We start from the raw sequence: 12,827 nt of genomic DNA, 5'->3' as shown, positions 1-12,827 counted from the left end.
GATCGGTTTACTTGCCGGTGGCCGGCGCGAACCGGCGGATGATCAGGTACATCTCGCAGCCGAGGCAGAAGCCGAAGGCCGCGTTGAGGAACGCCGCGACCAGCGCCAGCGCGGTGGCCACGGTGCCGAGGACCGGCAGGCCGGCCAGGTAGCCGACCGTGCCGACCAGGGCGAAGACGAAGCCGACGGTCTGCGCGAACTGCGGCGGGGCCGCGTCCTCGCGCTCGTCGGTCGGGCCCAGCCGCGGTGCGACGAAGCGCCGGTAGAGCAGGCCGTACGGGGCGTGCTGGAGTCCGAGGAAGCCGCCGATGGCGAAGACCACGGTCTGCGCCGCGAGCAGCGGCCACCATCCGGTGGCCAGCACGACCGCGAGCACGACCGTCGTGATCCAGGCGCCGAAGCGCGGACCTCGGGGATCGATCTGGGGTGCGGACATGGAACAGCCTCCTGACCGGGGGACCTCTAGGCGTGCGGGGTCCAGCGGGACGTCAGGCGTCGGGCCTCGGACGTCCGGTCAGAAAGGCCGACACAGGCTGCTGCGCACGCGGCAGAGATCCACCGCGCGTCGCTTGGTCAGCAGCTGGGCCATACGGCGGAGACTACCCGCTGCTCCCTCCTGGTGGGAGGGCCGTCCACCAGATGGAATGGCTCGTGAATCGATAAAGCTCGGTCGGCCGAGCCATTCGATCACGATCGCGGTCCGATCGGGCAGGTCGAGGCTCATGTCAGGTAGGCCTGGAGCACCACGGCCTGTCTGATTTGACTGAACGTGTCGGTACGATCGCCCAGTGTCACCAGGGTTCACCGCTGAGAGGCCGTCGTGGTCACGTGATGCGGTCTGGGCCGCTGAGGTCGGTCGGGAGATCGACCCGGATGCGACCGACCCGCGCACCCATGTGACCACCGGGGTTCTGGTGGACGACGACGGACACCGGTTCGACGAGCCACTGGTCAGCGGTGAGAGCAGTGAGTGGTTCGTGAAGGCCGATGCCCACCTGCGTGGGTATCTGAAGGCGCCGGCCGTGCGCAACCCCCGGCTGGCGGCTGTGCCCTCCGCCAGCCATGTCGAGGTCCATGCGGCGATGATCATGCTCGAGCGGGGCCTGACCCATGCCACTCTCGTGATCAATAACGACAGGATCTGCCGAGGGCTCTTCGGTTGCCGGCAGGCCGTGGCCGCTGTGCTGCCCGAAGGCAGTTCGCTCACCGTGTGGACGCGAGGCGCCCAGGTACCCTCAGAGCTCGAAGGGAGGCGGCGAGCATGATTCTCAGCGCGGTGCACGACGGTCTCTGGAAGCACGCCAGCACGCCGGATGAGATCGAGGCCCTGCTGCACGAACTTGTCTACCGGGCCAACCCGCGCCATCCGAGTGACGTCGTGCTCGCGGACACGCCCTTCGACGACGATTCCGTGGATCAACCGGCTCAGCTGTTGCGGGTGAGCGCCAACCCGGAGGCCGGGGTGGCGGCGCTGCTGTGGTTCCGCAACGCGGCCGACGGCGAGATGTGGGTCTCCTACAACCCGCACCCGCCGCTTGAGGACCCCTGGTTGGCCAGCGACGTCGACACTGCCCGCTACCACGATCGTTTTACGGCGATTCCGCTGGATCAGGCCCATGCTGCGCTGACACAGTTCGTGGCCAGTGGCGGGCAACGGCCGTCGAACGTCCAGTGGGTGACGGGCGACTACTACGGTCGAATCACCCAGGCCTTGACGCCGGCCTCGCCGGTGCACGCGGCGTGAGGTCCGAGGCCGCCCGACTCTGATCACGCCAGATGGGGTCGGAGGGCCTCGACGAGGACGTCGCGCTTGGGCACGCCGCCCACGCGCAGCAGCTCGGCGCCGTCCGGGGCGTAGGCGACGGTGGTCGGGGTGCGCAGGACCTTCAACGAGGTGGCGACCTCGGGCAGGTCGGTGAGGTCGAGCTCCCGGTGCGAGAGACCGTCGGTCTTCGAAGCCAGGTCGGACAGGATGACGCGGGTGTGCCGGCACGGGGCGCAGAAGGTGGTCGACAGCTGCACCAGCGTCACGGGAGACGCCGGGTCGATCAGCTCACGCACCTGCGCGGGCAGGTCGGCAACCGCCTTGCGAGAACGCACTCGACCGTCCCGTCCGCGGAGCAGGAAGCCCAGCACGGTGGCGGCGGCCAACACCGCCAGCAGCACCCACACGCCGGTCATCCGATCCCGCTCCTCCCGCTGCCCAACTGCACGTTCGTCGCCTTGCCGCTCACCGCGAAGGCGTTGCTGTCCACGCTGACCTTGGTCGGCACGACGGTGAACGGCAGTGCCTTGCCCAGGTCCAGCTCGGTCGACAGCGCGGCGATGATCGGCTGCTGGAACGTCTCCGGAACCTTCAACGCCGTGACCCCGTCCACCAATTCCAGCCGCGTCGGCTGGACCTGGATCTTCGTGCCGGACAGGCCGAGCAGGCCGAAGGCGTTGATCTTCAACGGGTGGCCGGCCACGGTCACGTTGAACGACAGCCGCACGCCGACGCTGGTGTCGGTGTACGGGTTGGTCGTCGGAGTGGGCGTCGGGGTCGGGGTGGGGGTGTCGTAGAGGGTGTCCGGCGAGGTCGGGCCGATGGTCAGGTTGGAGACGCCCAGCGCCTGGCCGACGTCGGTGGCGTTGAACGCCCGGTTCACGTCGGCGGCGCTGATCTTGACCTGGCCCTCCACGTTGCTGATCGTGACCGACCGGGCCGAGCCGGACACCAGCTCGGACAGCGGCACCTTCACGTCGTAGAGGTCGGCCTTGACCTGGAGGTCACGCAGCGTGTCGCCGATCGGGATGCCGTTGGCCTCGATCTCGATGTCCTGGTAGTCGCCGCGGGCCGCCTGAAGCATGAACGGGAAGCCGTGGATGGTCACCGACGGGTCGTCGGCCAGCTTCAGCTCGGTCCGCATCTTCTTGGACACCTGGTACTCAGCAACCGCGGCGAAGGTGAAGTCGGCCGCGACCAGCAGCGCGGCCAGCACCAACAGCAGCGCGACCAGCACTTTCCACCGTCGGCCGGTGCGCGGACGGGACGCAGTGGTCATCGCCGGTATCTCCCCACCTGTGTTAATTCGTGTGACGCGCGTGTTTCGGCCCGGCTCGGGGCTGGTCACGGCAGGTATTCTCCCGGACATCCGCAGGCAACGGGGCCTGGCCACCGTACGCCGCTTTCCCGACCACCGGTGGTCGGGTCGCGGCGCGCGAGAGGAGGCGGCTTGCCCATGGGTGTAGATCTGCTGCTGTTGACCGGGGATCCGGACCCGTCGTCGGTGCTGCCGGCGCTGTCGCTGCTGCCGCACGTGGTGCGTCCGCTCGCGCCCGAGGTGTCCGCGCTGCTCGAGGCCGGTCCACACGACGCCGTGCTGGTGGACGCCCGAGGTGACCTGGCCGGCGCCCGCTCGCTGTGCCGGCTGCTGTCCAGCAGCGGCATCGAGGTCCCGGTTGTGGCGATCGTCACCGAGGGCGGCCTGGTCGCCGTCACCGCCGACTGGGGCGTCGACGAGATCCTGCTGCCCAACGCCGGCCCGGCCGAGGTCGACGCCCGGCTCCGGCTGGTCAGCTCCCGCCGCAAGCCGGAGCAGTCCGGCGCGGCCGGCGCCATCCAGCTCGGCGAGCTGGTCATCGACGACGCGACCTACACGGCCCGGCTCAAGGGCCGGCCGCTCGAGCTCACGTACAAGGAGTTCGAGCTGCTCAAGTACCTCGCCCAGCACGCGGGCCGGGTGTTCACCCGGGCCCAGCTGCTCCAGGAGGTCTGGGGCTACGACTTCTTCGGCGGCACCCGCACGGTCGACGTGCACGTCCGGCGGCTGCGGGCCAAGCTCGGCCCCGAGCACGAGCTGATGATCGGCACCGTGCGCAACGTGGGCTACAAGTTCGTCCGTCCCTCCCGGCCCGGCGCCCGCACCGGCGGCGGTGTCGGCGTCGACCACGACACGCACGACGATTCGGAGTCCGACGCCTTCCGTGCGCTGGCCCAGCAGTTCCGCTGACCGGTAGCGTCGGACCACGTGGCAGAGCTGACGGGGCGGAACCGGCTGACCGCGGTCGAGGTTGATTCGGTGGCCGGCATCTTCGAGGCGGCTCGCCTCGCCGACAACCGGACGGGCGCCGGTGAGCTGCCCTCGTTCGTGGCCAAGCCCGGCACGCACGTGCTGGCCGAGGACAACGGCCGCGTGGTCGGCTACGCCCACCTGGACACCGACGGCGACTCCAACGGCCACCCGGTCGGCGAGTTGCTGGTCCATCCCGCTGCCCGCAACCGCGGCGTAGGCACGCAGCTGGTCGAACGGCTGCTGGCGCTGGCCGGCGATCGCGAGCCGCGCCTGTGGTCGCACGGGGATCACCCGGCGGCGGCCGCGATCGCCGCCAAGCTCGGCCTGAACCGGGTCCGCGAGATGCGCCGGATGCGGTGGATGGCCGGCGACGTGCCGCAGGCTCAGCTCCGCGAGGGCGTCAGCGTCCGCACCTTCGTTCCCGGGCAGGACGAGGCCGCGGTGATCGCCGTCAACCACGCGGCCTTCTCCTGGCACCCCGAGCAGGGGGCGCTCACGGTCGAGGAACTGGTGGCCACGGAGCAGGAGCCCTGGTTCGATCCGGCCGGTTTCTTCCTGGCCATCGACGCCGAGGATCGGCTGCTCGGATTCCACTGGACGAAAATCCACCAGGGGCCGCCGGAGGCCATCGGCGAGGTCTACGTGGTCGGCGTCGACCCGCATGCGCAGGGTGGCGGCCTCGGCAAGGCCCTGACGGTGATCGGGATGGAGCATCTTCGGGCCGCGGGACTACGGAGCGTGATGCTCTATGTCGAGTCCGACAACGCCCCGGCGGTGGCCGTCTACAGCAAGCTCGGCTTCACCGTCTGGGACGCTGACGTGCAGTACGGACGGTGAATCGGCGTTACGCTGCGGTCCGTCACGAACTCAGTAAGACCGGGTCACGCCACGGTCGCGGTATCACCCTGATGGCGTAGTTGTCGTCACATCGTGTGCCCTGTTCATCTTGCGTTCACCTGGCTAAGGGCTGTCGTCCACCCTCGCTGCTTACGGTCGGCAAACGAGCGGCGGGACCCGTCGCGCTCGAAGTCGAGTCTCCAAACGGAGGATCCAGGTGAACATGAAGCGGCACGGCGTCGCGCTGGGCATCATGGCGGCAGGCGCCCTCCTGCTCACCGCCTGTGGCAGCGACAACAACAACGCAGGCGCGACGGGCGGCTCTTCCACCACCAGCAGCACCTCGGCCGGGCCGAAGGTGGACTGCTCGGGCAAGAAAACGCTCAAGGCCAGCGGCTCCACCGCGCAGAAGAACGCGATGGACCTGTTCGTCAAGGCGTACAACAACGCCTGCGACGGCAACGACGTCAACTACACGGCCAACGGCTCCGGCGCCGGCGTGTCGGACTTCACCGGCAAGCAGACCGACTTCGCCGGCTCCGACTCGGCGCTCGACCCGGCCAAGGGCGAGCCCGACAAGGCCGCCGCCTCCTGCGGCAGCCCGGCCTGGGACCTGCCGGTCGTCTTCGGCCCGATCACGGTCGTCTACAACGTCAAGGGCGTGTCCGACCTCAACCTGGACGCCACCACCACCGCCAAGATCTTCGACGGTGAGATCAAGACCTGGAACGACGACGCGATCAAGAAGCTCAACCCGAGCGCGACGCTGCCCAGCACCGCGATCAGCGTGGTCTACCGGTCCGACCAGTCCGGCACCACCGACAACTTCCAGCAGTACCTGACCAGCGCCGGCGGCTGGACCAAGGGCAAGGGCAAGACGTTCAACGGCGGCGTCGGCTCCGGCGCGTCGGGCAACCCGGCCGTGGCCACCTCGCTCGGCCAGACCGACGGCGGCATCGCCTACGTCGAGTGGTCCTTCGCGCAGGCCAACAAGCTGAACATCGCCTCCATCGTCACCACCGCAGGCGGCACCCCGGTCAAGGTCAGCGCGGACAGCGTCGGCAAGGCCATCGCCAGCGCCAAGTTCAAGAACCCGAGCGGCAACGACCTCTCGCTGGACCTGAGCTCGATCCACAAGAGCACCGCCGCCGGCGCCTACCCGCTGCTGCTGGCCACCTACGAGATCGTCTGCTCCAAGTACGCGGACCCGGCCACCGGCAAGGCGGTCAAGGCGTTCCTGAGCACGGCCATCAACGCGGGCCAGGCCGACCTCGCCACCAACGGCTACGCCCCGCTGCCGGACACGCTGAAGGCCAAGCTGACCACCGCGATCGACGCCATCAGCTGACCGTCATCACCCGATGAGCGACACCCGACCGACGCGCCTCCGCCCCGATCGTCCAGAACAGACTCTGGACGATCGGGGCGGTAGCCGCATGATTGGTGCCATGACCTCCGACAGCGGTCAACCAGGTGCCCGGACCGCGGCCCCGCGCCGCCCCGGCGACACGATCTTCCGCACGCTGACCACCGGCGCCGGCCTCGCGATCGTGATCGCGATCGCGCTGATCGGGATCTTCCTGCTGATCAAGGCGGTCCCGTCGCTGCTGGCCGACAAGGCCAACTTCCTGTTCAGCGCCGACTTCATCACCACCGACGCCAACAACCTGATGTTCGGCATCAGGGACCTGTTGATCGTGACGGTGCTCAGCTCGCTGGTCGCGCTGGTCATCGCGATGCCGGTCTCGCTGGGCATCGCCCTGTTCCTCACCCAGTACGCGCCGGCCCGGCTGTCCCGGCCGTTCGCGTACCTGGTCGACCTGCTGGCCGCGGTGCCGTCCATCGTGTACGGCCTGTGGGGCATTCTGGTGCTCGGCCCGGCGCTTGAGCCGTTCGAGACCTGGCTGAACCACGTGTTCGGCTGGTTCCCGCTGTTCGCCACCGGCAACATCCCGCTGGCCGGCGCCGGCACCATCTTCACCGTCGGCGTGGTGCTCGCGGTGATGCTGCTGCCGATCATCACCTCGGTCACCCGTGAGGTGTTCCGGCAGACCCCGGTGATGCAGATCGAGGGCGCGCTGGCGCTCGGCGCCACCAAGTGGGAGGTCATCCGGACCACGGTGCTGCCGTTCGGGCGCAGCGGCTACATCGCGGCCTCCATGCTCGGCCTCGGCCGGGCGCTCGGTGAGACCGTCGCCGTGCTGCTCATCCTGCACGCCTCGCCCAAGTCGTCCGGGTTCAGCCTGTTCGACGGCGGCTACACGTTCGCGTCCAAGATCGCCTCGGCCGCGTCCGAGTTCAATCAGGCGCTGTCCACCGGCGCCTACATCGCGGCCGGCCTCGTGCTGTTCATCCTGACCTTCGTCGTCAACGCGGTGGCCCGGTCCATCGCCCGCGGGAAGGCGGCGGCATGACCACCACAGCGTCCACTTTGGACCGTCCGGCCACGCCGCCGGCGTTCCAGGCCATCAGCGGCTCCCGCAAGGCCAAGAACATCCTGGCCACCGTGCTGGTGACGGCGGCGTTCCTGGTCGCGCTGGTGCCGTTGGTGTGGCTGCTGGTCACCGTGATCGCGCGCGGCTACTCGGCCCTGCTGTCCAGCGACTGGTGGACCCACTCGCTCAAGGGCGTGCTGCCCAAGGAGTTCGCCGGCGGCGCGTACCACGCGATCATCGGCACCCTGCTGCAGACGCTGGTGTGCGCGGTGATCGCGGTGCCGATCGGCGTGCTGGCCGCGGTCTACCTGGTGGAGTACGGCCGGGGCCGGCTGGCCCGGGTCACCACCTTCATGGTCGACATCCTCTCCGGTGTGCCGTCGATCGTGGCCGCGCTGTTCATCTACGCCCTGTGGATCAGCACCCTCGGGTTGGACCAGAGCGCCATCGCCGTGTCGCTGGCGTTGGTGCTGCTGATGCTGCCGGTGGTGGTGCGATCCACCGAGGAGATGCTGCGGCTGGTGCCGCAGGAGCTGCGCGAGGCCTCGTACGCGCTGGGCGTGCCCAAGTGGAAGACGATCGTGCGGATCGTGCTGCCGACCGCGCTGTCCGGCGTGGTCACCGGCGTGATGCTGGCGATGGCCAGGGTGATGGGCGAGACCGCGCCGGTGCTGGTGCTGGTCGGCTACTCGAAGTCGATCAACTTCAACATCTTCGACGGCAACATGACCTCGCTGCCGCTGCTGATCTACAACGAGCTGAACAACCCCAACCCCGCGGGCCAGCTGCGGGTGTGGGGCGCGGCGCTGACCCTGATCATCCTGATCATGCTGTTCAACCTCGTGGCCGCCCTCGTGTCGCGGTTCTCGGCCATCAAGACGAAGTGAGCTGACAACAATGGCCAAGCGGATCGACGTCAAGGACCTGAACATCTTCTACGGCAAGTTCCACGCCGTGGACCGGGTCACCCTGGCGGTGCCGCCGCGCAGCGTGACCGCGTTCATCGGGCCTTCGGGTTGCGGCAAGTCCACCGTGCTGCGCTCGCTGAACCGGATGCACGAGGTCACCCCCGGCGCCCGCGTCGAGGGCAAGGTGCTGCTGGACGGCGAGGACATCTATGCGTCCACTGTGGACCCGGTCGAGGTGCGGCGCACCATCGGCATGGTCTTCCAGCGCCCCAACCCGTTCCCCACCATGTCCATCCGGGACAACGTGGTCGCGGGCCTGCGGCTGGGCGGCGTGCGCAACAAGAAGCAGCTCGACGAGGTGGCCGAGCGCTCGCTGCGCGGGGCCAACCTGTGGGCCGAGGTCTCCGACCGCCTCGACAAGCCCGGCGGCAGCCTCTCCGGCGGTCAGCAGCAGCGTCTGTGCATCGCCCGGGCCATCGCCGTGCAGCCCGACGTGCTGCTGATGGACGAGCCCTGCTCGGCCCTCGACCCCATCTCCACGCTGGCCATCGAGGACCTCATCGGTGAGCTGAAGAAGGAGTTCACGATCGTCATCGTCACCCACAACATGCAGCAGGCCGCGCGGGTGAGCGACCAGACGGCGTTCTTCAACCTGCACGGCGTCGGCCAGCCCGGTCGGCTGGTCGAGATCGACGACACCGAGAAGATCTTCTCCAACCCCGGCCAGCAGGCCACCGAGGACTACATCTCCGGCCGCTTCGGCTGATCGGCGCCGGCTCGGCTGAGTTGACACGGTGCGGAGGTTGGTCGGCGGCAGGGGTCGGCCGATCACCGCACCATCCACACAAGACAGTGGGCCCGCCGGATTTCCCGGCGGGCCCACTGTTTTTCGTCCTTACAGGTCGTCCGCGGCGCTGGGGTAGCCGGGCATGCGGCCGGTGACCACGAACACGGTGCGCTTGGCCACCGAGACGGCGTGGTCGCCGAAGCGCTCGTAGAACCGGCCGAGCAGGGTGATGTCCACCGCCGAGGGCACGCCATGCCCCCACTCCTTGTCCATGATCACGGAGAACAGGTGCCGGTGCAGGTCGTCCATGGCGTCGTCCTCGTCGTCGAGGCGACGGGCCAGGTCCACGTCCTGCGTGCGGATCACCTCCTGGGCCTTGCGGGCCAGGTCGACGGCGATCCGCCCCATCTCCTCGAAGTAGCCCCGCACCTCGTCCGGCAGCACCGACGCCGGGTGCCGGCGGCGCGCGGCCTTGGCCACGTGCAGGGCCAGGTCGCCCATCCGCTCCAGGCTTTCCGCTGCGTGGATGACGGACAGCACCGTGCGCAGGTCGGTCGCGACGGGCGCCTGCAGCGCGAGCAGCGAGTAGGCGTCCTCCTCGCACTTGGCCCGCGCGTCATCGATCTTCGCGTCGCCGCTGATCACTCGCTCCGCGATCGCGAGATCCGCGTCCAGCAACGCCTTGGTCGCCTGCTCCATGGCGTCGCCGACCAAACCGCACATGTTCGACAGCTGGCCAGCGAGGTCGCCGAGCTGGTCGTGGTAAGCCTCACGCATGTCCGTCAGCCTACGTCGTGGGGGTCGCGCCAGCGGCATCGCCGGATGAACCAGGCGTGAACCACCGGCGACGAAAGGGCAACGTCACTGGCAGGAGCCGTCCGCTCCACTGATCGTCGACACATCCGACGCCTGCTGGTTGTTCTGCGGCTGCTGCGGGGCCACCACGTCACCGTTGAAGTCCGGCCCGGTCACCAGCTGCACCGCCCCGGCCAGGGAGGAGTCCTCCACCAGCTTGGAGCCCGGCACCGCCGCCGACAGCGTGCGGGCCTGGGCCTCGCGGCCCGGCGCGTACTTCACGGTGGTGTGGTCGATCGCGTCCACCCGACCCACCGAGACGACCTGGAAACCCTGACGCCCCAACGAGTTGGCCGTGTTGCTCGGCAGGTTGCCCTGCCCGGACCCGTTGACCACCTGGATCTTCATCGACTTCGGGTCGACCAGCGGGCCGCCGGCCGTCGCGCCCTCGGACGGCAGCGGGGTTCCGTTGATCACCGCGTTGAACAACGACTTCGTGGCCTCTGGCGTGCCGTTCACCGGCACGCTGGTGAACACCACCTGGTCCGGCCCGACGCCCTGCACCGACTGGGCCAGCGAGGAAAGCTGGTCGACGCCGACGTTGTCGCCGGTGGCGTTGCGGGACACCGCGGACAGCAACCCGTTGAGCTTGGCCGGATCCAGCAGCACCTGGCCCTGGATGGCCGAGCGCAGTATGGCCCCCATCAGCCGCTGCTGACGGCGGATCTGGCCGAGATCGGGCGACGAGTCGCCGGCCACGCTGCGGGCCTTGACGATCTTCACCGCGGCGTCGCCGTCGACCGGCTGCGGGCCGGTGCCGGCCAGGATCGAGCCCAACTGCCCGTCCTGCAACGGGTTCTTCACGCACAGCTCGACATTGCCGATGGCGTCGACGATGCCCTTGAGGCCGTCCGAGTTCATCGTCATGAAGTGGTTGATCAGCAGCCCGGAGATCTTCTGCACGTCCTGCGTCACGCACTGCGGGCCACCGGCCGCCAGCGCGCCGGACAGCTGGGCCGGGCCGCACGGCGGCTGGCTCAACTGGAGGCCGGCCGGGAAGGACACGAACACGACCCGCTTGCGGTCGGCCGGCACGTGCGCGACGAGCACGATGTTCGAGCCGGCCAGCAGGAAGTTGTCGGTGCCCCGCTGCTTGTCCGCGGCCGTGATCGCCGACGAGTTCGGGTCGAGCGCGTCGACCTGCTTGATGTCCGAGCCGGTCCATTCCTTGACCGAGCCCCAGGCGATGCCGCAGACGATCAGCACTATCGCGGCGGCGGCGATGGCCACCACCTTGATCGCCAGGCCGATCATCCGGCGCTTGGCCCGGGCCCGCTCGATCTCCGCCGGGTCCATGTCGAACTCGGGGTCGTCCTCGGGCTCCTCGACCTCGTCGGCCGCCGGCGGTGGCGGGGGCGGCATCTCGTCGTCGGTGTCGATCCACGGCATGTACTTCTTCTGCCGGTTGCGCCGCTTGGCCTCTTCGGCCTGCATCTCGTCGTGCACCGCGGAGAAGCGGGCCAGCGTCTGGTCCACCTTGCGGCGGCGCTGCACCTCCTCGCCGATCGGCTCCATCTCGGTGGTCAGCGCGGCCAGCTCGATGTCCTCGCGGCGCTCCGGCTTGGGCGGCGCGTCGACCTCGTCGACGGGCTCGTCCACCAGCGGCTCGTCCTGCGGGGCGATCGTGGTCTGCTCGAGGTCCGGATCGAGGCGGTCCTGGGGCCTCGGCATGCCGTTGGGCGGCAGCACCGGCCGGGGGCCACTGCTCTCGCCCGGCGGGATCGCCGGACGGCCGCCCGGCGGAATCGGCCGGCGCATGTTGGACAGGCTCGACTCGCCGGGGCGGGGGCCGGCCGGCGGCATGCCGTTGGGCGGCGCTCCGTTGGGCGGCGCGGGTGGCACGACCGGACGACGTCCGGTGGCCTCGCCGGGCGGCGGCACGGGGCGACCGCCGGGCGGCGCCGGCCGGCGCATGTTGGACAGGCTCGACTCGCCCGGGCGCGGGCCCGCAGGCGGCATGCCTCGACGATCCGTGGGCGGCGGCCCGGCCGGTCGACGACCCGGCGCCTCGTTCGGCGGCGTGACGGCGGCCCGGCGGCCCGTGGCCTCTCCCGGAGGCGGCGACACCATGGCGCGGCGGCCCGTGGCCTCAGCCGGCGGCGTGACGGCCGCACGACGCCCCGTGGCCTCCCCAGGGGGCGTACGGCGGCCTGAGGGCTCTCCAGGAGGCGTGAGGGCGTTGCGGCGGGCCTGTGCCGCCTCCGCGGCCCGGCGACCGGGACGCAGCGTGGTGGTCTCGTCGTCGTCCTCGGGCTCCGGCTCGGGGTCCGGCAGCGCGCGGCGGCCCGTCGACTCGCCCGGGCGCACGCCGTCCAGCGCGGCCTGGCGGCCCTGGCGCGCGGCGGCGATCGGATCCTCGCGCAGCGCCCGGCGGCCGGACGTCTGCTCGGCCGGCGGCGTGACCGGCGACAAACGTTGACCCGTTCCGGGGTCGGACCGGTGACCGGCCGAGGTAGGCGGAACGGGTGGCTGGACCGCCGGCGGCTCCGGCTGCGCGGCCCGACGGCGCGGGGGCCGGGCCGGCGTCCGGTCGACCGGCGGCTCGGGGTCCGGCGGGGTCGGGCGGGGCAGGTTCGGCCGTGATCCGGTGTGCCGCTGGACCAGGTCGGACACGCTCAGGCCGCCCGAGGCCTCCATGGACCTGCGCCTGCGGCTCCTACGTCCGGTGGGCTCCTGGTCCGGGGTGTCGTACGAGTCCGCGGCACCATCGGGACCGGTGCCGCCGAAGCGGGGATCGTCGGGCACCCAGGCTCCCTTCCGGCTCACGGCCCATACGGGCTGTTCATCACAGGTTGACGTCGGTGCGGCCACAGGGGTTGCACATCGCGGCGTGGCACCCAGCGCACGCGATAGTACGGACGACCGCTAGTTCTAGCGACAGGCAGCCGGAATTCTGACACGGTTCGTACTCGAAACCGCCGATGGCATTAGGCCGAATGGGCACTTGAGC

At 70.0% G+C, this 12,827-nt stretch carries 13 protein-coding genes; 8 read left to right on the top strand and 5 right to left on the bottom strand.

The window, feature by feature from the left end:
• Window positions 1-7: 7 nt before the first annotated feature.
• Window positions 8-436 carry a DUF4395 domain-containing protein gene (locus tag M3Q35_RS32375; RefSeq protein WP_273936330.1) on the bottom strand — a complete coding sequence of 143 codons (429 nt, stop codon included), beginning with the start codon at window positions 434-436 and terminating at the stop codon, window positions 8-10.
• 352 nt (window positions 437-788) lie between these two features.
• Here M3Q35_RS32375 and M3Q35_RS32370 point away from each other — a divergent pair, with 352 nt between their 5' ends.
• Both M3Q35_RS32370 and M3Q35_RS32365 read left to right on the top strand, forming a co-directional pair.
• Window positions 789-1,265, top strand: coding sequence for a DddA-like double-stranded DNA deaminase toxin (locus tag M3Q35_RS32370; RefSeq protein ID WP_273936329.1), 477 nt, complete (start codon window positions 789-791; stop codon window positions 1,263-1,265).
• An 11-nt stretch (window positions 1,266-1,276) separates the two neighbouring features.
• Window positions 1,277-1,744, top strand: coding sequence for an Imm1 family immunity protein (locus M3Q35_RS32365; protein ID WP_273936328.1), 468 nt, complete (start codon window positions 1,277-1,279; stop codon window positions 1,742-1,744).
• 23 nt (window positions 1,745-1,767) lie between these two features.
• Here M3Q35_RS32365 and M3Q35_RS32360 read toward each other — a convergent pair whose 3' ends face one another.
• Together M3Q35_RS32360 and M3Q35_RS32355 are read right to left on the bottom strand one after the other, a co-directional pair.
• Window positions 1,768-2,181, bottom strand: coding sequence for a thioredoxin family protein (locus M3Q35_RS32360; RefSeq protein ID WP_273936327.1), 414 nt, complete (start codon window positions 2,179-2,181; stop codon window positions 1,768-1,770).
• Window positions 2,178-3,044, bottom strand: a complete 867-nt coding sequence (locus tag M3Q35_RS32355; RefSeq protein ID WP_273936326.1) for an LmeA family phospholipid-binding protein — start codon at window positions 3,042-3,044, stop codon at window positions 2,178-2,180. Before M3Q35_RS32355 ends, M3Q35_RS32360 begins: the two co-directional genes overlap by 4 nt.
• 177 nt (window positions 3,045-3,221) lie before the next feature.
• Between M3Q35_RS32355 and M3Q35_RS32350 the strand changes: the two genes are divergently transcribed.
• From M3Q35_RS32350 to pstB, 6 genes are all read left to right on the top strand, one after another.
• Window positions 3,222-3,992, top strand: a complete 771-nt coding sequence (locus M3Q35_RS32350; RefSeq protein ID WP_273936325.1) for a winged helix-turn-helix transcriptional regulator — start codon at window positions 3,222-3,224, stop codon at window positions 3,990-3,992.
• Between the two features lie 18 nt (window positions 3,993-4,010).
• Window positions 4,011-4,892, top strand: a complete 882-nt coding sequence (mshD, locus tag M3Q35_RS32345) for a mycothiol synthase (protein ID WP_273936324.1) — start codon at window positions 4,011-4,013, stop codon at window positions 4,890-4,892.
• Between the two features lie 223 nt (window positions 4,893-5,115).
• Entirely contained in the window at window positions 5,116-6,240 is a 1,125-nt protein-coding gene (gene pstS, locus M3Q35_RS32340; protein WP_273944539.1) for a phosphate ABC transporter substrate-binding protein PstS, read from the top strand.
• Between the two features lie 100 nt (window positions 6,241-6,340).
• Entirely contained in the window at window positions 6,341-7,306 is a 966-nt protein-coding gene (gene pstC, locus M3Q35_RS32335) for a phosphate ABC transporter permease subunit PstC (protein ID WP_273936323.1), read from the top strand.
• Window positions 7,303-8,214: a phosphate ABC transporter permease PstA gene (gene pstA / locus M3Q35_RS32330; protein WP_273936322.1), complete on the top strand. Its 912-nt coding sequence runs from the start codon at window positions 7,303-7,305 to the stop codon at window positions 8,212-8,214. The genes pstC and pstA overlap by 4 nt, the downstream gene beginning before the upstream one ends.
• A gap of 10 nt (window positions 8,215-8,224) precedes the next feature.
• The gene (pstB, locus tag M3Q35_RS32325; RefSeq protein WP_273936321.1) at window positions 8,225-9,001 is read left to right on the top strand and encodes a phosphate ABC transporter ATP-binding protein PstB; all 777 of its coding nucleotides are present in this window, start codon (window positions 8,225-8,227) and stop codon (window positions 8,999-9,001) included.
• Between the two features lie 129 nt (window positions 9,002-9,130).
• Here the strand turns inward: pstB and phoU are convergent, their stop codons facing one another.
• Together phoU and M3Q35_RS32315 are read right to left on the bottom strand one after the other, a co-directional pair.
• Window positions 9,131-9,799, bottom strand: coding sequence for a phosphate signaling complex protein PhoU (gene phoU / locus M3Q35_RS32320; RefSeq protein WP_273936320.1), 669 nt, complete (start codon window positions 9,797-9,799; stop codon window positions 9,131-9,133).
• A gap of 84 nt (window positions 9,800-9,883) precedes the next feature.
• Window positions 9,884-12,622 (bottom strand): LCP family protein, encoded by a 2,739-nt coding sequence (locus M3Q35_RS32315; RefSeq protein WP_273936319.1) that lies wholly within the window; start codon window positions 12,620-12,622, stop codon window positions 9,884-9,886.
• Between the last annotated feature and the right edge of the window lie 205 nt (window positions 12,623-12,827).

The organism is Kutzneria chonburiensis (assembly GCF_028622115.1).
GTDB classification, from domain to species: Bacteria; Actinomycetota; Actinomycetes; order Mycobacteriales; family Pseudonocardiaceae; genus Kutzneria; species Kutzneria chonburiensis.
Note: the sequence above shows the minus strand (reverse complement) of the source record. Positions and strands in the feature narration are given on the sequence as shown.

Excerpts from the sequence above, each read along its gene's own strand:
- pstS (WP_273944539.1), top strand. The coding sequence starts at position 5,116 with ATGAAGCGGCACGGCGTCGCGCTGGGCATCATGGCGGCAGGCGCCCTC.
- M3Q35_RS32350 (WP_273936325.1), top strand. The coding sequence starts at position 3,222 with ATGGGTGTAGATCTGCTGCTGTTGACCGGGGATCCGGACCCGTCGTCG.
- M3Q35_RS32360 (WP_273936327.1), bottom strand. The coding sequence starts at position 2,181 with ATGACCGGCGTGTGGGTGCTGCTGGCGGTGTTGGCCGCCGCCACCGTG.
- M3Q35_RS32355 (WP_273936326.1), bottom strand. The coding sequence starts at position 3,044 with ATGACCACTGCGTCCCGTCCGCGCACCGGCCGACGGTGGAAAGTGCTG.
- pstC (WP_273936323.1), top strand. The coding sequence starts at position 6,341 with ATGACCTCCGACAGCGGTCAACCAGGTGCCCGGACCGCGGCCCCGCGC.
- M3Q35_RS32375 (WP_273936330.1), bottom strand. The coding sequence starts at position 436 with ATGTCCGCACCCCAGATCGATCCCCGAGGTCCGCGCTTCGGCGCCTGG.
- phoU (WP_273936320.1), bottom strand. The coding sequence starts at position 9,799 with ATGCGTGAGGCTTACCACGACCAGCTCGGCGACCTCGCTGGCCAGCTG.
- pstA (WP_273936322.1), top strand. The coding sequence starts at position 7,303 with ATGACCACCACAGCGTCCACTTTGGACCGTCCGGCCACGCCGCCGGCG.
- pstB (WP_273936321.1), top strand. The coding sequence starts at position 8,225 with ATGGCCAAGCGGATCGACGTCAAGGACCTGAACATCTTCTACGGCAAG.